The sequence below is a fragment of the Hafnia sp. genome, assembly GCF_036648275.1.
GTDB classification, from domain to species: Bacteria; Pseudomonadota; Gammaproteobacteria; order Enterobacterales; family Enterobacteriaceae; genus Hafnia; species Hafnia alvei.
Map to the genome: position 1 here is coordinate 43,765 of NZ_JAVXIQ010000009.1, position 23,753 is coordinate 67,517.

Annotated in this window: 21 protein-coding genes, 1 pseudogene and 1 riboswitch; of the genes and pseudogenes, 20 read left to right on the forward strand and 2 right to left on the reverse strand. The window is 49.1% G+C overall.

Features of this window, described 5'->3' with window-relative positions:
- Nucleotides 1-119 precede the first annotated feature (119 nt).
- Both cbiB and RSC70_RS10465 read right to left on the reverse strand, forming a co-directional pair.
- Nucleotides 120-1,073, reverse strand: coding sequence for an adenosylcobinamide-phosphate synthase CbiB (cbiB, locus tag RSC70_RS10460; protein ID WP_332542406.1), 954 nt, complete (start codon nt 1,071-1,073; stop codon nt 120-122).
- A complete protein-coding gene (locus RSC70_RS10465; RefSeq protein ID WP_332542365.1) occupies nt 1,073-2,437 on the reverse strand; it encodes a cobyrinate a,c-diamide synthase in 1,365 nt (454 codons plus the stop codon). The genes cbiB and RSC70_RS10465 overlap by 1 nt, the downstream gene beginning before the upstream one ends.
- Before the next feature lie 150 nt (nt 2,438-2,587).
- Nucleotides 2,588-2,783: riboswitch (cobalamin riboswitch) on the reverse strand.
- Nucleotides 2,784-2,911: 128 nt separating this feature from the next.
- On the opposite strand from RSC70_RS10465, the gene cobD reads away from it, so the two are divergent.
- The 20 genes and pseudogenes from cobD (at nt 2,912) to emrA (ending at nt 23,752) form a co-directional block, all read left to right on the forward strand.
- Nucleotides 2,912-3,991 (forward strand): threonine-phosphate decarboxylase CobD, encoded by a 1,080-nt coding sequence (cobD, locus tag RSC70_RS10470; RefSeq protein ID WP_332542367.1) that lies wholly within the window; start codon nt 2,912-2,914, stop codon nt 3,989-3,991.
- Nucleotides 3,984-4,847 carry a GHMP family kinase ATP-binding protein gene (locus RSC70_RS10475; RefSeq protein WP_282814535.1) on the forward strand — a complete coding sequence of 288 codons (864 nt, stop codon included), beginning with the start codon at nt 3,984-3,986 and terminating at the stop codon, nt 4,845-4,847. The genes cobD and RSC70_RS10475 overlap by 8 nt, the downstream gene beginning before the upstream one ends.
- Nucleotides 4,848-5,010: 163 nt before the next feature.
- Nucleotides 5,011-5,565: a Dps family protein gene (locus tag RSC70_RS10480; protein ID WP_025800474.1), complete on the forward strand. Its 555-nt coding sequence runs from the start codon at nt 5,011-5,013 to the stop codon at nt 5,563-5,565.
- 126 nt (nt 5,566-5,691) lie between these two features.
- Complete coding sequence (locus RSC70_RS10485) at nt 5,692-6,513, forward strand: AraC family transcriptional regulator (RefSeq protein WP_063585772.1); 822 nt, start codon at nt 5,692-5,694, stop codon at nt 6,511-6,513.
- A gap of 98 nt (nt 6,514-6,611) precedes the next feature.
- The gene (locus RSC70_RS10490; RefSeq protein ID WP_130998065.1) at nt 6,612-7,586 is read left to right on the forward strand and encodes a DMT family transporter; all 975 of its coding nucleotides are present in this window, start codon (nt 6,612-6,614) and stop codon (nt 7,584-7,586) included.
- Between the two features lie 331 nt (nt 7,587-7,917).
- Nucleotides 7,918-8,667, forward strand: a complete 750-nt coding sequence (locus RSC70_RS10495; protein ID WP_332542368.1) for a DUF4123 domain-containing protein — start codon at nt 7,918-7,920, stop codon at nt 8,665-8,667.
- 34 nt (nt 8,668-8,701) lie between these two features.
- The gene (locus RSC70_RS10500) at nt 8,702-13,537 is read left to right on the forward strand and encodes an RHS repeat-associated core domain-containing protein (RefSeq protein WP_332542369.1); all 4,836 of its coding nucleotides are present in this window, start codon (nt 8,702-8,704) and stop codon (nt 13,535-13,537) included.
- Nucleotides 13,538-13,548: 11 nt separating this feature from the next.
- The gene (locus RSC70_RS10505) at nt 13,549-13,941 is read left to right on the forward strand and encodes an Imm50 family immunity protein (RefSeq protein WP_332542371.1); all 393 of its coding nucleotides are present in this window, start codon (nt 13,549-13,551) and stop codon (nt 13,939-13,941) included.
- Nucleotides 13,942-14,004: 63 nt separating this feature from the next.
- Nucleotides 14,005-14,100, forward strand: a pseudogene (locus tag RSC70_RS10510) (RHS repeat-associated core domain-containing protein); the annotation flags it as partial.
- A gap of 36 nt (nt 14,101-14,136) precedes the next feature.
- Nucleotides 14,137-14,484 (forward strand): AHH domain-containing protein, encoded by a 348-nt coding sequence (locus RSC70_RS10515; protein WP_332542373.1) that lies wholly within the window; start codon nt 14,137-14,139, stop codon nt 14,482-14,484.
- Entirely contained in the window at nt 14,481-15,041 is a 561-nt protein-coding gene (locus tag RSC70_RS10520) for a hypothetical protein (RefSeq protein WP_332542374.1), read from the forward strand. Before RSC70_RS10515 ends, RSC70_RS10520 begins: the two co-directional genes overlap by 4 nt.
- Before the next feature lie 551 nt (nt 15,042-15,592).
- Nucleotides 15,593-17,095 (forward strand): RHS repeat-associated core domain-containing protein, encoded by a 1,503-nt coding sequence (locus RSC70_RS10525; RefSeq protein WP_442904285.1) that lies wholly within the window; start codon nt 15,593-15,595, stop codon nt 17,093-17,095.
- Between the two features lie 109 nt (nt 17,096-17,204).
- A complete protein-coding gene (locus RSC70_RS10530; RefSeq protein ID WP_332542375.1) occupies nt 17,205-17,786 on the forward strand; it encodes a hypothetical protein in 582 nt (193 codons plus the stop codon).
- 139 nt (nt 17,787-17,925) lie between these two features.
- Nucleotides 17,926-18,240, forward strand: a complete 315-nt coding sequence (locus tag RSC70_RS10535; RefSeq protein ID WP_332542376.1) for a hypothetical protein — start codon at nt 17,926-17,928, stop codon at nt 18,238-18,240.
- A 288-nt stretch (nt 18,241-18,528) separates the two neighbouring features.
- Nucleotides 18,529-19,023, forward strand: coding sequence for a DUF1198 family protein (locus RSC70_RS10540; protein ID WP_332542377.1), 495 nt, complete (start codon nt 18,529-18,531; stop codon nt 19,021-19,023).
- Between the two features lie 237 nt (nt 19,024-19,260).
- A complete protein-coding gene (locus tag RSC70_RS10545) occupies nt 19,261-20,022 on the forward strand; it encodes an AzlC family ABC transporter permease (RefSeq protein ID WP_103009080.1) in 762 nt (253 codons plus the stop codon).
- Between the two features lie 22 nt (nt 20,023-20,044).
- Nucleotides 20,045-20,386 (forward strand): L-valine transporter subunit YgaH, encoded by a 342-nt coding sequence (gene ygaH, locus RSC70_RS10550; protein ID WP_040046842.1) that lies wholly within the window; start codon nt 20,045-20,047, stop codon nt 20,384-20,386.
- 156 nt (nt 20,387-20,542) lie between these two features.
- Nucleotides 20,543-21,061: a transcriptional repressor MprA gene (gene mprA / locus RSC70_RS10555; RefSeq protein WP_040046775.1), complete on the forward strand. Its 519-nt coding sequence runs from the start codon at nt 20,543-20,545 to the stop codon at nt 21,059-21,061.
- A 33-nt stretch (nt 21,062-21,094) separates the two neighbouring features.
- Nucleotides 21,095-22,552 carry an efflux transporter outer membrane subunit gene (locus RSC70_RS10560; protein WP_040046774.1) on the forward strand — a complete coding sequence of 486 codons (1,458 nt, stop codon included), beginning with the start codon at nt 21,095-21,097 and terminating at the stop codon, nt 22,550-22,552.
- 24 nt (nt 22,553-22,576) lie between these two features.
- Nucleotides 22,577-23,752: a multidrug efflux MFS transporter periplasmic adaptor subunit EmrA gene (gene emrA / locus RSC70_RS10565; protein ID WP_040046773.1), complete on the forward strand. Its 1,176-nt coding sequence runs from the start codon at nt 22,577-22,579 to the stop codon at nt 23,750-23,752.
- Nucleotide 23,753 lies beyond the last annotated feature (1 nt).

Sequence of the window (23,753 nt, forward strand, 5' to 3'; positions counted from 1 at the left end):
CAGGGGGAGGGGTATAACGGCGCCACCGGCGGCTTCCCTTTATCTCCTTGGCAAACTCAACGCCGAGCGGCTCCCTCCCCTGCCAAGGGGAGGGTTGGGGTGGGGTCAAGTTGGTCAGGTCAAAACACCACTGCCCATCTGGCGAATGCAAAAAGTGCCAACGCCAGCGCGGAAGCCGTCATCATGAGTCGAATACTGAGGCGAATGTCTTGAATGCTAATCTCGCGCTCTTCGTCGCCAATCCACGGTTTCTCAACCCATTCACCGAAGTATTTATTCGGCCCACCGAGGCGAACACCGAGCGCGCCAGCCACGGTGGCTTCAGACCACGCGCAGTTGGGGCTTTTATGCAGATAGCGATCGCGCCAGCCGATTTTGAGTGCCTGCTTGCTGTTAAGGCACAGCAGGCGAGCGGCAACGCTCAGCAGCAGCCAGCTCAAACGAGCTGGAATGAGATTGGCAAGATCGTCCATTCGCGCCGAAACACAGCCGATAGCACGGTACTTTTCCGTCCGATATCCGACCATTGAATCGAGGGTATTCACCGCTTTGTAGGCCACCATCAAAGGCACACCGCCGATGAAAAGAAAGAAAAGCGGCGCAATCACGCCATCCACGCTGTTTTCCGCCACCGTTTCAACCACTGCTCGGGTAATCTGTGGGCGATCGAGCTCAGACGTGTCGCGACCAACAATGTATGAAAGCTGACGTCGGCACTCTTCAAGCGATCCATTTTGCAGTGCCACGTACACTCCCATCGCCGCGTCACTCAGGCAACGTCCTGCCAGCAGTGTGTAAATAATCCACACCTGCGCCAGCCAGTTGAGCCATGGGTTTAGCTGCGACAAAAGCTCAAGCAGTGCGTAGGTCGCTCCCCAGCACACACCGACCACAATCAGCCATAAAAAAGCACCGCCGACATACAGCGCACCTTCCGTGCGACAAAGCGTGCGGATACCTCTCTGAACCCAAGTAATAAAATTGCCGATCCAGCGCACCGGATGCGGCCACGTTGGCGGATCACCCAAGCGTAAATCCAAGAGATAGGCCACCAGACAAGCAGAGAAACTGATCACAGCGCCTGCCCTCTTTTGAGCCAGTGGCTCAGCATTTCTGGGTGCTGGTAAAAATGAAGATGGAGATAGCTGGCGAGGGTATTCCCCATTTGATATCCCCCCAGCCAACGCTGCTGCGTCACGCCGTCGCGTTGTTTTTCAAACTGGAAAACAGGCGGGAAATCGGTATGAAAATCTGAATAGTGGAACTCATGGCCGCGAAGGGTTTCCCCTTCTGCCGCCAGTAACGTGTCATGCATCGCGGTGGCTTGGCAGTAACCAAAACGCTTTAAACGCCCTTCCATGCGGCTTTCTCCTGGGAAAATACCGGCCATCGCGTGCGTGTTTCCAGACTGATCTTTTAACGTAGTACCCAAATACATCAGCCCGCCGCACTCGGCATAAATAGCTACGCCGCGCTGATGCGCATCACGCAGCGATTGACGCATGCTGCTGTTTTTCGCCAGCGTTTCTCCGTGTAACTCGGGATAACCGCCGCCGATATAAACCATCTGACATGCAGGCAGCGCTGCATCGCGTAATGGACTGAAGCGCACGATGTTGATACCCAGCTGTTCAAGCAGCTGCAAATTATCGGGATAGTAAAAGTGGAAAGCTTCATCGTCGGCGAGCGCAAGGGTTAAGCCTCGGCCAGATTCGGGCGCAGGTAACGCAGGTGCACAGGCATTCGGCGCGGGTTGTACGTCGCTCAACGCCAACAAACGATCGAGGTCGATATGCTGTTCGAGACTATCCGCTAAGGTGTCCCATATCGCATCCATGCCCTGTTGTTCATGAGCAGTAATCAAACCGAGATGGCGCTCAGGCAAACTCACGCTGGGTAGTGTAGGCATTCGCCCGAGTACGGGAATTTTAGTGTAGGTTTCAATGGCTTGTTTCAGCAGTTGGTAATGAGTTTCGCTATTGACGCGATTCATAATGACGCCCGCGATACGCACCGCCGGATCAAAATGGCAAAATCCCATCACGGTGGCTGCCGCTGAAGTTGAAACCGCTTTTCCGTCGATGACTAAAATAACCGGACAGCCAATCTGCTTGGCCATACCGGCGCTGCTGCAATAGCTGGGGTCCGTACCATAGCCATCGTATAGCCCCATCACGCCTTCAATAACGGCTACATCGGCGGCTTGAGCACGTTGGTTATAGAGCCAATTTAAGGTGGGCTGAGGCAGCATAAAGGCATCGAGGTTACGCGACGCAACGCCAGAAACGGCGCTGTGCCAGCCGGTATCAATATAGTCGGGGCCCACTTTGTAGGGTTGCACTCGTAAACCGCGCCGCGTTAAAGCTCGGAGCAGCCCAAGTGTTAGCGTTGTTTTACCGCATCCGCTACCGGTTCCACCAATAAGAAATGCCTTCATTCATCCGCCTGCCAAACAAAAAAGCCCGTCCTTGCGGGCGGGCTTTGCGTTGTCATAGCAGATCGATGCACGGCAGCAAAAGCGCAGCATGCAGGGAAATAATGACAACTCACTTCCCACCGAAGGAGCTGAAATAGATGTTGATACCCCAATATTGGTTTTTTACAGGCTGGTCTTCTGGCTTAGCGTCATCCTTACCCACACCTTCCCGATGTTCATCAGTGGCGTCTTGTGGGCTCGTCGGCATCACAGCAGCGGGGGCTGCGGAGGAATTGTATTTTCACAATACGCACCTCCTTCCTGACGCCCTTACGGCGCGTCAAAAACCTGTATTTATACTTTTCTATATATGATCTGGGTACATAAGTTAAAGCATTCATCACAGATATACCCATTGTGAGATCAACAAAAGCCTAGAATGGAGTGTGAATGAGTTAACATATCTCAACTTTTTAGGGACCAGTGAGAATACCTATGGCCATCAGCAGTCAGCACGGCGGCAACGTGCTAGAAACCGCGCTTACTTTGGGCGTTTCTCCGCACGACATCATTGATTTCAGCGCCAACATTAATCCGCTCGGCATGCCCGAGTCGCTTAAGCACGCCATCATCGAGCAAATGTCGGTGGCTGAAAAATATCCCGATGTGGAGTATCGAAAGCTGCACGCGGCGCTGGCTCAGCACCATGGTTGCCCAGAGTCTTGGGTGATGGCAGGCAATGGCGAAACCGAGTTGATCTTTGCTTTAATTAACCAACTGAATCCAGCCAAAGCACTGCTATTAACGCCCGGTTTTGCCGAGTATCGCCGTGCGCTAACGCGGATAAACTGCGATATCGTTGATTATGCGTTGGATGAGGACGACGGATTTCAGCCTGATGCTCGTATTCTTGATGCACTGACGCCCGATCTCGATTGCCTATTTTTATGCACACCCAATAATCCCACGGGATTGCTGCCGGATAAAAACCTGCTTTTAGCTATCGCCGACCGCTGCCGCGCGCTGAATATTGCCCTAATACTTGATGAAGCCTTTCTGGATTTCGTCCCTGCAGAAACCGGCTTTATTCCTTTATTAGCGCAGTATCCTCAGCTGTATGTGCTGCGCTCATTGACCAAGTTTTTCGCCATTCCGGGATTACGGTTGGGCTATTTAGTTAGCGCAAATACCGCGTTGGTGACGCAAATGAAGCAGCAACGAGAGCCTTGGACGATCAATGCTTTTGCCGCGCTGGCGGGCGAAATTATCTTGCAGGACACCGATTACATTGAAGCGACCCATCGCTGGTTGGCACAGGAGCAACCTCGCATGTTCTCCGCACTAGCAGCATTGCCACGGCTGAAAGTATGGCGTCCCGTCGCTAACTATATCTTTATACGCTGTACCGACAGCCAGCTCGCATTGCAGCAGGCGCTATTGAAACACCATATTTTGATCCGACACTGCGCCAACTATCCGGGGCTAAACGCCAATTATTATCGCGTGGCAATTAAAAGCCAGCAGGACAACGATCGCCTGCTCGCCGCCTTAACCCAGATTCTGCATCATGGCTGAAGCTCGCTGTCCCGCGTCGTGCGGTGAGTTAATTCAAGGCTGGATCCAAGGCGGCGAAAAGCTGGTCTCTTGTCCTGTGAATTGGTTTAGCACGGTGGCGGTGAGTGATGGGGCACCGTTACCTACCGAGCGCACGCGAATGCGCTTGGTATTGCGCGCGGTATTACAGCATTTGTCGCTGCCCCCTTCGCTTGAAGCTGGGTTACGCATTGAGTTTGAATCGTCTATTCCCGTAGCCAAAGGGATGGCCAGCAGCACAGCAGACATCGCTGCCTGTGCGATAGCGACCGCGCGTCACTTTGGTATGCAACTGACTGAAAAAGAATTAGCGTCGCTGTGCGTTGGCATCGAACCGACCGACAGCACGATTTTTCAAGCGCCGACGCTGTTCGATCATCAACAGGCACTAACGCAAACGCCGTTGCATGAACGATGCCCTGAATGGGACATATTGTTGTTGGAAAGCCCGGATTGTTTGCGCACCGAAGACTATCATCGCCGCCCACGCCAAGCGCTGTTGCAGGAAAATGCGCCGCAGTTGAAACAGGCGCATCGGTTGCTCACCGAAGGAATGCGGGAAAACAACCGCCATAAAATCGGCGCAGCCACCACGCTAAGCGCCCAAGCCAGCCAAGCTTTGCTGCCCAAACCGGCATTTAATGACATTGTAGAAATTGTTGAGCAGCACGATTTATTCGGTTTGAACGTCGCGCACAGCGGCAGCGTGGTAGGTTTGTTACTCGATACGCACCTTCATGACCCAGAAAAAATAATTCACGCGATGCGCGTAAACAATATTCTTGTTTTTTATCCTCACGTTAGGCTGCTGCATACCACCTTAGGGGGTGTGTGCTGATCGGCAGAGCTGCCAAAAGCGTACACATTCACGTACATGATAAGCAACAATTGTCATACATATAAAACTCTAATTTTGTGAGGATGATCTATACTGACTCGGTACTAAACAGTTACTAGACGGCAATTTGTGAATCTATCAAGACCTTTAGGAGATGATAAAGATGAGCACACCAAAACTGGAAAAAAGCAAAGTCGGTGACGCAAAAAAACGTCAGTTCACTCCTCTAGCCACCCCAAGTGATTTGGGCGCTGAGGCCACCAAAGACATTAGCGGTGCAATGAACGCCATCCTTGCTGATATCTATGCGCTTTATTTAAAAACTAAAAACTTCCACTGGCACATGAGCGGTCCACACTTCCGTGACTATCATTTGCTATTGGACGAACAAGGCGCAGAGCTATTCGCAATGACCGATGAAATTGCTGAACGTGTACGTAAAGTCGGTGGCATGACCCTGCACTCTATCGGCCAGATCTCTAAAATGCAGCGCATTAAAGATAACAACGCCGAGTACGTTGAGCCGCTGGATATGCTGGCTGAACTGTGTGAAGACAACAAGCTGCTGGCCGCAGAACTGCGTGCAGCGCATGTGGTGTGTAGCGAACATAATGATGTTTCAACCACCAGCCTGATTGAAAACTGGGTAGATCAAACCGAACGCCGCGTGTGGTTCCTGTTTGAAGCTTGTCGCCAATCACAAACTTCTGGTCACTAGTTTTTCCTTTTGATAAATGCAAAAGCAGGCCTTTGGTCTGCTTTTTTATTTTCAGCACGTCTAATTCCGCTATAGTTACTACTCATCCCTCGCTCATTACCATCGTCTGTAGACCAGAGACTGTTTATGCACGGCGTTCCAGCCCAATTTATTGATGATAGAGATCGCGCCCAGTTTAAACACTTCGCCCACTTGCCCGGCGTTGAGGTGTATCGAGCGCATATTGAGCATCATGAATTTGAGCCGCATACGCATGAGGCCTATGGCATTGGCGCGATTGAGTACGGTGCCGAGCGTTTTCGTTATCGGGGTGTGAACCACGTTGCGCCAGCGGACTCGTTGGTATTGATGAACCCAGACGAACTGCATACCGGCCAATCAGGTACCGAAGGTGGCTGGCGCTATAGGATGATTTATCTCACGCCCGAAATTTTGGCTGAAGTGAGCGGTGAATCTGGCTGGTGGTTTAACGACGCGGTGAATCATCATCCTCAGTTTGCCCGAACCACCACTTCGCTGATAAACGCCCTATGGCAAAACGATGAACCCCTTGCACAATCAAGCTTACTGAGTGAACTGCTGACATTAACGCGCCATTGGGCCAAGGCACCACAGACACTTAAACTTGATGCTCCGCAGCGTTTTACACCGGTAAAAGAATATCTCCGTGCCCATTTAGATCAGCGTATGACCTTGCCCGAATTGGCACAGTTGGTCGATCTCAGCCCCTATCATTTTTTGCGTCAGTTTAAGGCGCAGTACCATGTCACTCCGCAGCAAATGCTAATGGCTTATCGACTGTATGAGGCTAAAAATTTGTTGACCCGAGGCTTACCGCCCGCACAGGTCGCCGCCGCCGTTGGCCTTACCGATCAAGCTCATCTTACCCGTGCTTTTAACCGCTTTTACGGCGTCACACCCGCTCGTTATCAAAAACAGGTACGCTAATTTCTTTACTGTTTTTACCTAAACAGCAATCTGCTACAAGACGCTTTTCCTTTCGCCTTCTAGACTTGCTGCATAATCCCTTTTAAGAGTTATGAAAGATGTTAATAGGCGTGCTATACGCGCTGACCGCAGGGCTGATGTGGGGGCTGATTTTCGTGGGGCCGCTTATCGTGCCGGAATACCCTGCCAGTTTGCAATCCGTTGGACGCTATCTGGCCTTCGGCCTGATTGCGCTGCCGCTGGCGTGGCACGATCGCCACCGCCTACGTCAGCTGGTACGCAGCGATTGGATTGAAGCTCTGAAGCTCACCATCGTGGGGAATTTCATTTATTACCTGTGCTTAGCCAGTGCGATCCAACGCACGGGCGCACCGGTCAGCACCATGATTATAGGCACCTTACCAGTAGTGATTTCCGTAAGCGCAAACTTGAAATATAGCCATCGGGACGGGAAATTATCGTGGCGGCATCTGGCCCCTTCGCTGCTGTTAATTGCTTTAGGATTGGGATGCGTCAACGTGGCTGAATTACAGAGCGCGCACGCACCCACTGATATGTTCCGTTACATCACCGGCTTGATCTTGGCCTTTATCGGCGTGGTGTGCTGGACGTGGTATCCGATGCGTAATGCAAGCTGGCTACGCACGCATCCCGATAAAAGCCCTACGACGTGGGCCACCGCGCAGGGATTAGTGACGCTGCCGCTGGCTGTGGTGGGATATTTGCTGGTTTGGGGGCATTCCGCCATAACCGCCGATGATTTCCCTATGCCATTTGGCCCACGTCCGGCGGTATTTATTGGCCTAATGCTAACTATCGGTTTGCTGTGCTCATGGCTGGGAACACTCTGTTGGAATCAAGCTAGCCAACGTCTGCCAACCGCTAAAGTCGGGCCGTTAATCGTTTTTGAAACCCTTGCGGGTCTGAGCTATGCCTTTATCTGGCGACACGAATGGCCTCCGCTGCTGACGCTGGCCGGTGTGGTGTGCTTGGTCATCGGCGTGATGAGCGCCATGAAAGTGAAACCCACGCCGGTGGTAATCGTTCCGCTGCACACGTCGAATGAGAGATAGCAAAGAACATTAGGCTTGTTTGTTGCCAGATGATATCGCTAGCACAACAAGCCTATCCTTCCTCATATTTATACCTAAAACCCATTACCGCCCCTAAACATTAGCCCGACTTATTTTTAAATTTAAAAACAAATTAAACCATAAAATACAGTTAGTTAAACTTAAATAACCTACAAAAAATTATCCCATTTCGTCAGTTCCAACAGTTATATTAATCCATCAAAAAAACGCCCTCGCTTTTAAAAACTTAGCTACCGATGGATAGGGATAGCTACGTAATTTTCAGCACTGGCTGGGCATGGATGTAATTTAAGAAATACAGGTCTGTGATATGCAAGGAAAGCCGCAGGATCCTCACGTCGACGTCGCTGAATGGATAGCCAACACCTCAACCAGTAGCTCGCGTCTTTATGCCGTGCTGGCTAGCACCAACGGCACCGCAGGATTAAAAGCCTATTACAAACTCGACGGGCGGCGTACCCCCGATGGATTGTATGCAGGTACGCCTTATGCCAACTGGTATCCCGTGATGCCTATGCTGGTTGAGCTTTCTCCCTACAGCGCTTTTTTATCATGGGTTAAAAATCAGGCTGAACCGGGCTGGGGCTGGTTAGCGCTTTCTCCTTTGCCTGAAGAAACCATCGTGCAGCATCTAACTGGCCTGACGCAGGTGTTCATGCCGAATGGCCAAACGGTTTTTTTCCGCTATTGGGATGAGCGTTATTTTCGCCCGCATCTTGAGTTTTTAGGCGATGACTGGCGCTACGTGTTGCCGGTTTTCTCCAACTACTGGGTGGCTGGAAAAACGTTTACCTTTACGCTGCCTGCGGACTATCCGCTGCATTCCTCTCCATGGTGGCACGTCCCCCAGCCTTTGCTCAGCCAGATACTCGCACAAAACCCAGCGCCATTGGTGCACAACCTCATGCAGTTGCTGCGCGAAAACCACCCTGAAATATACAGCGCAGTGCCAGAGCCACTGCTGCGCCGCAAAGCCGAGCAGCTATGTCGCTACAGCGATCTGCATTCAGGACAAATCGACCAGTTAATGGCCGCGCTATTAGCTTCACTGACCTCTTAACTACATGCTTTGATTGATTTCACGGACGATACACATGGACTTACTGACTGAATACGTTGCCAGTATCGATGAAGAACTGGCGATGTTTAAAAATAATACGCTCATCACTCAGGATTATCGTGATTGCGTTACTAAGTGGGCAAAAGAGAGCGCAATTTCAGGCGCGTTCGGCGGCCCAACGCTCGAAATGGAGCGTGTTATTAGCATTAACGGCACCAGCACAACCGCTTCACAAAATGATTCTGAATCCCTTAGCGCCGCCATTGTTTGTCCAAAAAATCGCAAAATCACCGTGGTGATCAAGCATGAGTCTACGCTGGATTTACCGATCCCCGATGTCAACGTTGAGCTGTTTCACAACGCTAAATTCAGCCCCGATAGCAAAGTTGGAACCAAGAAAACAGATGCCGACGGCAAGGCCGAATTTGACAATCTCACGCCAGGAGAAAGGTATTACGCCCGCACGCTCGACGATAGCCTCGAGTCACATAATCAAGAGATGTTGGCCGCCTATGACGTGTTGTCACAGGATATCTTTGCACAGCTATCCGCCTCGTGGGCCAGCGAAAAACCGCAATGGACGCTGAGCGCCATCGCGACATCGATAGCTGAAGCTTTTGCGACGGGTTTATGCAGCAGCGTGACCGATTTGTGGGACGACACCAAAGTAGCCTACAACATCATTTCCGATCCTGTCGCCAGCGCCGAAGCCCTCGGCCAAAAAGCCAGCGGTGTCATGGCCTGTATCGGAAATCTCGGCATACCGGATATCAACGGTATCTTGAACGGCAGCAAAGATCTCGCTCGCGATCTTATGGCCTTCTTTAACGATGAAGCAGCGCTTTATCTGTTTGCCCGCGCCGCGATGCTACGCCTACGAATGTTTCCTTTCGGTGATTTACTCGCCTCTATTGCAGGCATGATTGGCGATATTCTTTCCGGAGTTATTTTTGGTGCCTTGCTGTCTTTGGTCGCCGCTCCGGTAGGTGTCCTATTTTTAGCCTCCAAGTTAGGAAAACTGGTTTCTAAGGGCATAAAAATCGTTCAAGAGGTGTGGATCGCACTGAATAAAATCCTTTCCTCTATTTTCGAACTGGTAGGCAAGTTTTTCTCGCCCTCACGCAAAAAAAACCATATTCGCCAGACCAACGCCAAACTGGGCGCAGATAAAGAAACTAATCTTGGTTCTAATAACCATACTGAACTTGAAGATGAACGAAAAACACATAACAGCCCTTCGGAAGATAGCAACGGCAACCCTGAAAATAACACCACCTGCACAGAGAGCAACGGCTGCCCCGTCTCCATGGTTAATGGTGAAGAGCTTCTCAGACTAGAAGATGCTTCATTGCTTGGTATTCACCCTTTCAGCTTTGTTCGTCAGTACCGCAGTAGTTCTGTTGAGTGTGATTCCGTATTTGGCTATGGATGGAGCCACAGCCTGCAACATAGCGTTCGGTTTACCGATGAGCACATCATTTGGCTAAACCACGAAAACCTAACAACCACCCTGCCACTTCCCGACCAACAGATCCCTAGCGGCGTTAACCCTATAGGTAAAGCGGCCGTTTGGCTGGGCAGCGGCGGCGATGAATATTTATTGTCCTGCGCTGCGTTAGAAGGCTGGGTGATGCACGTCAAGCGTGCAGCCAACGGTGAACATGGCCTGATAACGGGTTTTTCTAACCAGCAACAGCACCTGAATCTGCACTACGAGAATGGGCTGCCAACGCGATTAGATAATCCGGCAGGTGCAGCGTTGCAGCTTCGCTATAGCAAAACGCCTCACGGTACACGGCTGACCAGCGTGGTACGCGTACACAATTGCCACGCGCTGATGCCTGATACGGGGCATAAATATTTCGTCCATATGCGCTATGAGTACGATACCAATGGGCAGCTTTGTGCTGCGATTAATGCAGCGGGTGAAACCGAACGCTACGCCTACCGCGACGATTACCTATTTACCCTACGACAATTAGCCGGCGGCGCAGAGTTTTATTGGGAATGGGACGGGCAAGGGAAATCGGCGCGAGCAATACGCCATTGGAGCAATCTGCCTAATCTCGACCGCAGCTATCAGTGGGATATTCCAAATGGCTGCGTCACGGTCTGTTATGAAGACGGCAACCAAGAAGTTTGGCAGCACGATATCCGTACCGCACGTTTGCTCAAAAGCATCACCGCTGATGGCGGCACCACGGAGAATCACTACGGGACACAGGGCGAATTACTGAGCACCACAGATCCGCTCGGGCAGCAAACTCAATACAGCTATAACCGTGACAACCAAGTCATCGCTGAACATCTGCCGGATGGACAGTGGCTTCGCTACCGTTATTCTCGCGGGCATCGAATTGAAAAAATCCATGTAAGCGCCGATGGTCTGGCCAAACACCATGAGCGCTGGCGCTATGACCAGCACGGCAATGTGAGCCATTATATTGATGCTGAAGGACATACCACTCAGTACGCATGGTCAAATGAAGGCGCCTTAACCCGAATTCATTTTCCTGATGATAGCTATGAGGCCTTTAGCGTTAACGCGCTAGGTCAGGTATTTGAGCATACCGCGCGCGATGGGGTCGTTACTCATTATCGTTATGATGAGCAAGGTCGGTTAGTTTTTCAGGGCGAACGCCCGCCGCACGCGTCAGACTCAAACTTGTCGCCTAACGCCACGCAGTTTGCTTGGGATAACGCTGACAGGTTGGTGGCTATTCGCTGGCCCAACGGGCAGATTAAACGCTGGCAATACAACGCCTACAACCAAATCACGCTCGAACAAGACGAGCTGGGCAATCAAACTCAATTTGAGTATCTACCCCACTCCACTCTGCTCAAACACATCATCTACGCCAATGGCACCAGCGAAGAATATCGCTATGACAATATTCACGGGCAGGTCAGCGATATTATCAACGCGCGTCACGAGCGCTATCACATTGACTACACGCCAAGTGGCCTCGTCAGTCAGGAGCAGACCTTTGACGGGCGGCGACTGTGCTGGGAGTACGACGCCAGCGGCAGCGTCGCCAAGCGTACTGAATATGGCGATAGCCTGAGCGACAACACCTCATTAGTCACCACCTATCAACGGGATGTCGTCGGTCGACTCAGCAGTAAAACCACGCCGGATGGCGTCACTGTGACCTACGGCTACGATGGTTTTGGGCGTCTCAATCTGGCCGACGATACGGTGTGGCCGCTGGCTTGGCAATATGATAAACGCGGGCGACTCACGCAGGAGCACCAATGTTTTGCCAGCCAACATTATGCGTATGATGCCGCGGGTAATCTCACCCAGATGCGCCTGCCAGACGGCCAACAGCTCGATTTTCTGCACCATAACGGGCGCACTATCCGTATCGACCTCGACGGGCAATTACTCACCGAACACGGCTGGCGCAACGGGCAGGAAATCACCCGCCGCCACGGCGAACTGGTGAGTCAGTTTATTCATGACCCGCTACAACGCCTGCAACGTCAGCAGGTACAGCGTCAGGGCGAACCAAACCTGCTAGTGCAGCGCGATTACACCTACGATGCCGTCGGTAATCTCGCTAGCATCACCGACCAGCAAAAAGGCAGCAAAACCTTCAGCCACGACGTGCGCGGGCGCTTCACGCAGGAAACCTATCGCCCGACACCGGCGCTGCTTCAAACGGGATACGCGGGCCACAACGAAATATTTGCCCCTGATGCGACTCATAACGTGTTGGGTGCTTCGGCGTCACCGGAGCTTCTGGCGCTGAAGCGCACCACCGGTAACCGACTCACGCTGCTCGGTAGCCATCACTATCGCTACGATGAATATGGCAACTGCATTCAAGACAGCTATGGTTCTGACCAACACGCCGTACGTCATTATCGCTGGGACGGCGAGCATCGGCTGGTTGGCTTTCGGGAAACCCGCCACGGCAATGAAATAACATCGTTTACCTACGACTATGATTGCTTTGGCCGACGCGTCCGTAAACACAATGTGCTCACCGGCGAAAGCCGGCTGTTCTTCTGGCAAGACGACCGCCTCATCTCTGAGTGTAACGAAAAGCTCGCCTGCCCCGGCGGGCATCCCAGCTCATTCGGCTCCGAACCGCACACCGATGCCCTCTCGGTTCGCACTTACATTTATGAACCCAACGGCAACAGCTTTCGTCCACTGGCGATGCTCGGCGGACGCGGCAAAAACGCCAAAGTGTTTTACTACATTAACGACTACTTAGGCACGCCGCAGGAGCTCGTTTCTCCCAGCGGTGAAATCGTGTGGAGCGCGGTGTACCACGCCTACGGACAGCAGGCATTTACCCTCGCTAACCACATCCCGCAGCCGCTGCGTTTTCAGGGACAATATCACGATGAAGAAAGCGGGTTGTCTTACAACCGCTATCGCTATTATGATGTCTCTGCCCTCCGATATTTATCGCCAGACCCGATAGGTTTAGCCGGCGGCGTTAATGCTTACGCCTATGTGCCAAGCCCACTGAGCTGGGTGGATCCGTTGGGGTTGGATGGGTGTCCGGATTTTGAATCTCGGAGTGCGGCATTAAGAGCAGCAAAAAGAGATGCGGGGATACCAATGGGTCAACAGCCTGATGCAATTAATAAAGTGCCAATGACTGATAAGAATGGTCATCAGGTGATGGATGCAGAGCATAAACCTATATCAACACGAGAATATCATTTCACTCGCCCTGACGGTTCTAAAATTGTAATACAAGAACACTCAACAGGCCATATATATGGCCCACCAGGGACCAGTGGAAATCAAGGGCCTCACTTTAACCCTAGAGAATATGACTATGAAACGGGACATGGTTCAAGGAACATTAGTCTCAAGAATTTACCTGAACATTACAGTTTCCCTTGAGAGGAATGATTATGTGGTTTGAAAATGCACATGGAAAAGAAAAAATCGCCTATATGTTTAATAACGAGCTTTCTTTGTCTGAAATAGAACTTGATAAATTCATTTTTCATGACATATCAAGATTAACACTAGGATTTAACATTAAAAACCTACCATCACTCACACCTGAAAAATGGGAAAAAAATAAATTCAATACTTTAGCACTTACATTAACATTCACCGAGGTCTCGACATTAAAATTTGATGGCCAAAAAATAGGATTTGAATGCACCCCAGTTATTGATGCAATTGAAAATAACACAAGACTTATTATTAATAATAAAAATTTAAATTTTTTATGCATCGCGAAATTTATGTTTATAGATAGTATTGTTCCATATTTAGACAATCGTTGGTCTAAATAACTAAACGGTATATACCTCACTGTCCAACTCCCTATAGAGCAAGGAATTAGGAAGCACGATGACATCTCGGCCCTACGGTATTTATCGCCAGACCCGATAGGTTTAGCCGGCGGCGTTAATGCCTACACCTATGTGCCAAGCCCACTGAGCTGGGTGGATCCGTTGGGGTTAAATGGGTGTAAGTTAGCTAGGGCAATGGAAAAAGCGGGGATACCAAGACCCGCCAACTCCGAAGCGCATCATATTGTTCCAGAAAGAGCCCCATCGGCTGGGCCAGCCAGAGATATACTCAATAAACACGGAATAGATATTAATGGTGCAGATAACGGGGTATTTTTGCCAAGCCGCCATAATACCGATGGTTTGCCAGGGATAAAGCATGATGGGAAACATCCCAATGGCCATATTGCTGATATATATGGAAGAATAAAAGAAGCTGATAGGCGTGGAGGTAAAGCTCAGGTACTTGAGGAGCTTGGAGCAATTAGGAGTATTCTTCTATCTGCAAAACGTAATGATAAATGGGGAACAGTGTTAAAATGAAAAAAATATATAAACTAAAATCTGACATGGAGAATTTTTGTTTGTTTATAGAAGAATATCCAAAAACTGAGGAAACTATTGTAGACAAAATTATGGATCAGCAATGGAAGAGTTTTTATTCTAATGAAAAACCAGTTGTACTTAAACAATGTAGGAGTGATACGGGGAAAAAAAACTTCCAATTTGATTTCAGCAGCATGCTATCTCCGTTTTTTGTGTTTAGTGAGACTGCAATCAACGCATTGGAGGATATTCTCTTACCTAGAGGGCAGGTGCTACCCGTAATAACCGAAAGCAAAAAGAAAAAATTCCTCGGTTACTATCCGACCAACCCGCTATCTGGCTGTTTTGATAAAGAGAAATCGAAATACAGGGAAGCAGAACGTGGACTCATTGTCGAAAGACCGGTTCTGATAGCTAAAAACATCTCTGATGAATACCTATTCTCTATTGAGGAAAGCATCCGCTGGGTTTTTGTCACTGACAAATTCAAACAGCGCGTAGAAGAAGCGGGTTTATTAGCTTTCGACTTCTCTTGGGAAATACCTACATCGTGAGAAGGAAAAGCCGAAAAGAGTGTGTATTCTTTTCGGCTATTTTACCTTCATTACGCCATCAACTCTAAAACTGATATAAAACCCAACCTAAGATAAGTTATATAATTTTAATAGCACCGCTCTCTAAACCAGTAAATAAATAACCTAAACGCTGGCAATACAACGCCTACAATCAGATCACGCTCGAACAAGACGAGCTGGGTAATCAAACCCAGTTCGAGTATCTGCCCCACTCTACCCTGCTCAAACACATCATCTACGCAAATGGCACCAGCGAAGAATATCGCTATGACAATATTCATGGGCAGGTCAGCGATATTATCAACGCCCGTCACGAGCGTTATCACATTGACTACACGCCGGGTGGCCTCGTCAGTCAGGAGCAGACCTTTGACGGGCGGCGACTGTGCTGGGAGTACGACGCCAGCGGCAGCGTCGCCAAGCGTACTGAATATGGCGATAGCCTGAGCGACAACACCTCATTAGTCACCACCTATCAACGGGATGTCGTCGGTCGACTCAGCAGTAAAACCACGCCGGATGGCGTCACTGTGACCTACGGCTACGATGGTTTTGGGCGTCTCAATCTGGCCGACGATACGGTGTGGCCGCTGGCTTGGCAATATGATAAACGCGGGCGACTCACGCAGGAGCACCAATGTTTTGCCAGCCAACATTATGCGTATGATGCCGCGGGTAATCTCACCCAGATGCGCCTGCCAGACGGCCAACAGCTCGATTTTCTGCACCATAACGGGCGCACTATCCGTATCGACCTCGACGGGCAATTACTCACCGAACACGGCTGGCGCAACGGGCAGGAAATCACCCGCCGCCACGGCGAACTGGTGAGTCAGTTTATTCATGACCCGCTACAACGCCTGCAACGTCAGCAGGTACAGCGTCAGGGCGAACCAAACCTGCTAGTGCAGCGCGATTACACCTACGATGCCGTCGGTAATCTCGCTAGCATCACCGACCAGCAAAAAGGCAGCAAAACCTTCAGCCACGACGTGCGCGGGCGCTTCACGCAGGAAACCTATCGCCCGACACCGGCGCTGCTTCAAACGGGATACGCGGGCCACAACGAAATATTTGCCCCTGATGCGACTCATAACGTGTTGGGTGCTTCGGCGTCACCGGAGCTTCTGGCGCTGAAGCGCACCACCGGTAACCGACTCACGCTGCTCGGTAGCCATCACTATCGCTACGATGAATATGGCAACTGCATTCAAGACAGCTATGGTTCTGACCAATACGCCGTGCGCCATTATCGCTGGGACGGAGAGCATCGGCTGGTTGGCTTTCGGGAAACCCGCCACGGCAATGAAATAACGTCGTTTACCTACGACTATGATTGCTTTGGCCGACGCGTTCGTAAACACAATGTGCTCACGGGCGAAAGCCGGCTGTTCTTCTGGCAAGACGACCGCCTCATCTCTGAGTGTGACGAAAAGCTCGCCTGCCCCGGCGGGCATCCCAGCGCATTCGGCCCCGAGCCGCACACCGATGCCACTAATTGCCGCAGCTATGTTTATGAGCCTAACGGTAACAGCTTTCGCCCGCTAGCGATGCTCGGCGGACGTGGCAAAAATACCAAAGTGTTTTACTACATTAACGACCATCTCGGCACGCCGCAGGAGCTCGTTTCCCCCAGCGGTGAAATCGTGTGGAGCGCGGTGTACCACGCCTACGGACAACAGGCTTTCACCCTCGCTAACCACATCCCGCAGCCGCTGCGTTTTCAGGGACAATATCACGACGAAGAAAGCGGGTTGTCTTACAACCGCTATCGCTATTATGATGTCTCAGCCCTGCGGTATTTATCGCCAGACCCGATAGGATTAGCCGGCGGCGTTAATGCCTACGCCTATGTGCCAAGCCCACTGAGTTGGGTGGACCCGTTGGGGTTGGATGGGTGTCCAAATGTTGGCGCTGCCAAACAAAAAGTTAATAATTCAAATATTGGGGATATATTAAGAACACCAAGCACCCATCCAGAGGATTTCGTTAGGATTAAGGGAGGTGATTATCGAAATAAATATATGGAATAAATCTGGAGTAAAAGCAATACCGCTCATAGTGATAAGAGTGGTGAATGGAAAGTTGGTATAGGTAAAACCGCGCCTACAAAAAGTAGAAAGATAACATTAGGTATGAGCAATGGACAAATCATCAAAATTGACAAATAAACCACTATCATTAAATGAATTCAATTTTGGAGCATTTAGTTCCTCTCCAAATTGGATTGGTTTTTTTGAACGAAAGAGCAAATTCTCAGTCAATTTAATAGACCAATCTTTAGATATTTTTAAGAATTTTTTCAAAAAAGAAAATGAAGATATAATCATAGTCACAGCATTATCTTTTGATGACAAAAGAGAGAGAAACAATGAAATCATTAATAAATACAATGTAATTTATGAAAAAATGAAAGAAAGCGGTGTTTTGTTGCCGATCACATCATGCTACGAGAGTTATTTATATGGAGATATTCCATTACCGGCTAGCGCACTTAACTTTTATTTTGATAAAAACATCTTCATAGAATTATCAAAAATAATGATGTGCCATTCAGGTATCATTGGAGATATATGCTTTTACATAAATAAGGATATAGCTGTTTACCCACACGAAGACGTAGGATTTGGATGCATGTCTTTAAATGGAGATAGAACAGCCGGAATTCAGTTTTTAAACACATGCAGTAAAAATAAAAATTTTCGCGTCGTATTCGATAAGTAAACACTTTAAATACAAATTAAATAATATTGCTAATAAAATAACATGAGAAACTATATTTCGTTAAACTTTCAATAAAACCCTATAAAACAATAAACATTAATCATATTAACATAATTTTAACCGGAAGAGTAACTCATAAATGATGTCTATTAAAATTGAGTGTTTCTTCTCGTCACGTGATGAGAAGAAGAAACTTATCATTCTAAATAAAATAAAAAACATCACAGCAAATGTTGAAAACATTATCCAGAGTGATAACCAGTATAGCTTTGTTATAAAAAAAACTGATACCCAATGGCAATATATTATTTTTAATGCAATACAAATTTGCCAGGAGATAGGATATCAATGGATATTAACTGGAGATATAGAACATGAATATAATGCTTGGTCTAATCATCCGAAAACCACAGGAATTAAGGCAATAAATGTGGTTGTTGAGCGCGCTTATTAAAATACCGAGATTGTTCGAATACAACTATCACCTAGTTACTCGGCAAGGATGGCCAAGCTAAATGTACTCACAGGCAAAAATCTAGAGTTCTGCAGGCCATCTTCATCTATGATACGAGCTGCAAGCTTATCCACCCTAGCAGTTTGATATCTTCAATTACATTATTTTTAAGCAAATGCCCCACAAACGTTACTCAACATCTTTAAGAACGACATCTATGACGTGATTATTTTGCGGCAGCGTTTTTTGCCATTATGATGTCACTCACTTTTCTTGATAGGGCTCTCCATGATTTGGTTAATGCTGGCAACGCTAGTGGTGGTATTTATTGTCGGCTTTCGGGTGCTGAACTCCGATGCGCGACGCGCATCCCAATCGCTGACGAAGCGATTAAACATTGAGCCGGTGTATGTTGAGTCGATGCTGAGCCAGATGGGGAAAACAGCAGGTGGAGAGTTTATCAGCTACCTGCTGCAGAATAATGAATCACATATGGGCAATGCCGCAGGCGTGTTGCTTATTTATCAGACATTTATCGTCGATGAATCAGATGAAAGCTTAACGTTTTGGCGTTCAGTTCTGCGCAAAGCCCATCTGCCCACTGAAATTACCCATAAGCACGTGCGTCTAGCCCTAACATTTTTGCGCGAACTTGAACCAGACCCTAATGAGATGGCGGCCTATCGTCTGCGCTACAATGCAAGATTCACGGCATTATCTACAGAAGGCGGTGCAGCCAATAGCAACGTCTACTATATGGATGGTTCGTCGGATCACGACTAGTTCGATGCCAACCTCAGAATATTTCGCCCTAAGCTCATCACTGCGAGGGCGCATAGTTATTTCTGCTATGTATCCTCATCTGTATATATACAATGCACATAAATTAGCCTGCGAATAGTTATTTTTCATTTTAATTATCCGCGGGACTATCATGCATGTATACAGTCTGATAATGTGATCGCCTTAACGATTCATACGTTTGTAGTGTCTCTAATCCAATCAAATAACGACTCAAAAATGCAAACTCATACTTCTGTTGAACAAGCCGCAGAGCCTGTTGCCACGCCATCGACATTTAAAGAAGGCGTCGTAGATAGCCTGCCTATTGTGATTGGTTACTTTCCCGTCGCCTTTGCTTTCGGTTTAACCGCGGTAAAGCTCGGGTTCTCTCCGCTCGAGAGCATTTTCTTTTCCAGCGTCATCTATGCCGGTGCCAGTCAATTTGTGATCACCGCATTGCTCAGCGCGGGGATGTCGTTATGGGTTTCAGCACTCACCGTTATGGCGATGGATATTCGTCATATTCTATATGGCCCGTCGCTACGCCATCGCATCATCACTCAAATGAGTCCAGGGAAAACCGCGCTCTGGGCATTTGGCCTAACTGATGAAGTATTTGCCGCCGCCACCAGCAAGCTCATGCGTGATAACCGCCAGTGGAGCGAAAACTGGATGATCGGCATTGCGCTTTGCTCATGGCTCTCATGGGTAATTGGCACCGCAGTGGGCGCTGTTTTCGGCAATGGTCCGCTGAAAGCCTATCCAGCTATAGAAGCTTCACTTACCTTTATGTTGCCTGCGCTCTTTTTGAGCTTTCTATTGGCTTCTTTTAAGCGTCAGCAGAGTTTTACGGTAGTTGCATCCATCGCTGCGTCTTTGGCCGCACTGCTTATTTTTTCGATACCTGCCTCCATTTTGGCCGGTATCGCAGCTGGTTGTATCGCCTCATTGTTTAGCCCTAAACCACAGTCACTCTCAGAGGTTTGCGATGATAAGTAATTTCTCCTTCAGCAGCCTCGCGATGGACTCAACGGTGATCACGATTAGCTTAGTTGTTGGTGGTGCGAACTTTCTCTTTCGTTACTTACCACTGCGACTTGGACGTGCACGCAAAAGCGATACGGCTAAACAAGGCATTGTCGCCCTTCTTTTAGACAATATTGGCATCGCCTCAATTTGCGCGTTGCTGGTGGTTTCTAGCACACCCGAGATCTTAGCCCAACATGAGCGGCTGATTCCTACCCTGTGCGGTTTTCTTGCCCTTGGAGTGTGCTTCTACCGCTCACAAAGCATCATCATGTCAACGCTATCCGGCGCAGTAACTTTTGGGCTGGTTTTTAAGATGATGATGATGTTCACGTGATTTCGCCTAAGTGATATTAACCAATCAAATTATTTTTATGGATAATGTTTCTAACAGCAATTAATAACAATTACTGCTAATTATTTATGTGTTAGATTATTTACATTATTAATCCCTGTAGTTACTATACCGCCCGAAACTAATGAGGTTATGCCCATGTCAAGTTCTATCACTCATATTGAGGAAATGCTGAAGCAACGCGCGCTCCGTCAAAAAGACTTCCCTTATCAAGAAATTTTATTGACGCGCCTGTGTATGCACATGCAAAGCAAATTGTTGGAAAATCGCAACAAAATGCTAAAAGAACAAGGGATTAACGAAACACTGTTCATGGCTCTGATCACGCTGGATGCGCAAGAGAGCAAAAGTATTCAGCCATCTGAACTGAGCGCGGCGTTAGGCTCATCACGTACCAATGCGACTCGCATTGCCGATGAGTTAGAAAAACGCGGCTGGATCGAACGTAAAGAAAGTGACAGCGATCGCCGTTGCCTGCATTTACACCTAACCGAAGCCGGTGAAGCGTTCCTCGGGGAAATTATTCCTCCGCAGCACAAATGCCTGCATTTCTTATGGTCTACTCTAAGTGCGGATGAGCAACAACAGCTCGAAACCCTAACGCGCAAGCTGCTGGGTCGCATCGAAGAAATGGAACAATCTGGCCTAACGCAGTAATCGCGTCGGGCTCTAAATCGTCAGGTATTAACCATGCAATTCCCTATTCGTAGGCAAATGACTGTGCTCGCTACGATGCTTCTGCTTGCGGGCTGCGCATCAACTAATAATATTGAACCGCAGTCTTCACTGCTGAACTCACAGCAATTGCAGTTATCCACGCCGACGAACACCGTCAAAGCGGTGAGTATTAACTGGTGGACGGCAGCCAACGACGCGCAGCTTAATGCGTTGATGACCGACGCCCTGAAAAATGCGCCGACGTTGAAACAGGCGGCGGCACGCGTACGTGAAGCCGAGAACGCGGTAGGCATGGCGAACTCGGCCAACGGCCCTAATTTGGATTTAACCGCCAATAGCCGCCGCGATCGTTTCTCCAAGAACACGATCCAGCCGCTGGCGCCTAACGTGCCCAATCCACAGCCGCTGTATGAAACCACCAATAATTTGGGCTTAAGCTTTAGCTATGAGTTTGACTGGTGGGGGAAATATCGCAATCAGGTGAATGCCGCAAAAGCTCAGGTGAATGCCGCTCACGCTGAACAGCAGCAAACGGCGTTATCTCTGACATCTGCCATTGCGTCTGCGTATTATCAATTGCAAAGTGACTATGCGATGCAGGATTTGCTCAATAAGCAGATCCAATCCTATCAAGCATTGGCTGAAATTAATGAGCAACAATACAACGCGGGCGTCATCGGCATTGAAGTGTGGCAACAGTCGCAGGCACAGGTAGATATCAATCGCCAGCTCGTGACACAAATCCAGACGCAGATTGATTTGCTGTCTCATCAAATTGCCGCGTTGACAGGGAAAAGCGCCGCCGGAAAATCTAATCTCCAGCGCGTTGCTTTGCCAGATAGCAATCTGCTCACGCCACCGACTGAGTTAACCATCAATCTGCTAGGTCAACGCCCTGATATCACGGCTCAACGTGAGTTAGTCGAATCGTATGAGCAAAGCGTTCAGGCGGCGCGTAAAGACTTCTATCCAAGCGTATCCATCAGTGGTTTTGCCGGTTTTACCACCGCCAACTTCAAAGGCACCAACCCCACATTGCTTGAGGCCGCGAGTAAAGCATGGAATTTAGCGCCAGCGATTTCGCTGCCAATCTTCCATGCCGGTGCACTACAGAGCAAATTGGGTGAAGAATCAGCGCTATACGATCAGGCGGTAGAATCTTATAACCAGACTATCCTTAGTGCAGTTCAAGATGCGGCTGATGCGATTACACAGCAACAAAGCGCAAACCAAATGTATCAGCAGGCACAGGGCGCTTCGCAGTCTACGGGGCAGGTTTACCGTGTAGCACAGGCTCAGTACCAAAGCGGGCTGACAGGACGTCTTCCGATGCTCAACAGCGAAACTCAACTGTTACAACAGCAACAGGCAGAACTGAATGCCAAAAATAATCTGTTGCAGGCAAAAATTGGACTTATTCGTTCACTTGGCGGCGGCTACCAAGCCCCAGCTGTGAATTCAAAAGCATAATATTTTAGTAAGGCGGAGATACACATGAGCGAAAGCGTGGCAGCTCAAACCACTCAGCAGCAACCTTCAAACAAAAAAAGACAGCGTAAAACGTGGCTCACGATTTTGACCGTCATTTTTGTTGTTATTGGCATTGCCTATTTGGCTTATTGGTTCCTCGTTCTGCGTCATCATCAGGAAACTGACGATGCGTATGTCACCGGTAATCAGGTGCAGATCAGTGCACAGGTTTCCGGCAGCGTAACCAAGGTTTATTTCGACGGAACCGATCTGGTGAAAGCCGGTGATATTCTGGTTACGCTCGATCGTACCGATGCTGAGCAGGCGTATGAAAAAGCCAAAACCGCGCTGGCAAACAGCGTTCGTCAAACCCACCAGCTGATTATTAATAGCAAACAGTATCAAGCTAACATCCAGCTGCGTAAAACCGAGCTGAATAAAGCGACCGATGACTATAAACGCCGCCAGGTTTTAGGCAGCGTTAACGCCATTGGCCGTGAAGAACTGCAACACGCGCAAGACGCCGTTGAAAGTGCGAAAGCCGCATTAGACGTCGCCGTTCAGCAATACAACGCTAATCAGGCATTGATTCTGAATACGCCGCTAGAAAAACAACCGGCCATTCAACAGGCTGCAGCACAGGTTCGTGATGCATGGCTGGCACTGGAACGTACTCAGATTCGCAGCCCGATTACCGGCTATGTATCACGCCGTAGTGTTCAAGTGGGCGCCCAAATCACGCCAAGCACCCCGCTGATGGCGGTTGTTCCTGATAACCAACTGTGGATCGATGCCAACTTTAAAGAAACTCAGTTAGCCGGTATGCGTATTGGCCAATCGGCTACCGTCGTGAGTGACATGTACGGTGACGACGTGGTTTATAAAGGTAAGGTCGTCGGCTTGGATATGGGGACTGGCAGCGCGTTCTCTCTGTTACCTGCCCAGAATGCGACCGGCAACTGGATCAAAGTGGTTCAGCGCTTGCCTGTACGTATTGAGCTTGATGCGAAACAGATTGCCGAGCATCCGCTACGTATCGGTTTGTCTACGCTGGTGACGGTTGATACCGCAAATGCCGACGGTTTAGTGTTGGCAAATACCGTACGTAAAACGCCTGCATACGAAAGTAATGTCCTGACGTTGAATCTGGATCCGGTGAATCAAGTGATTGCCGAGATCATTCAGGCTAACGCAAGCTAAA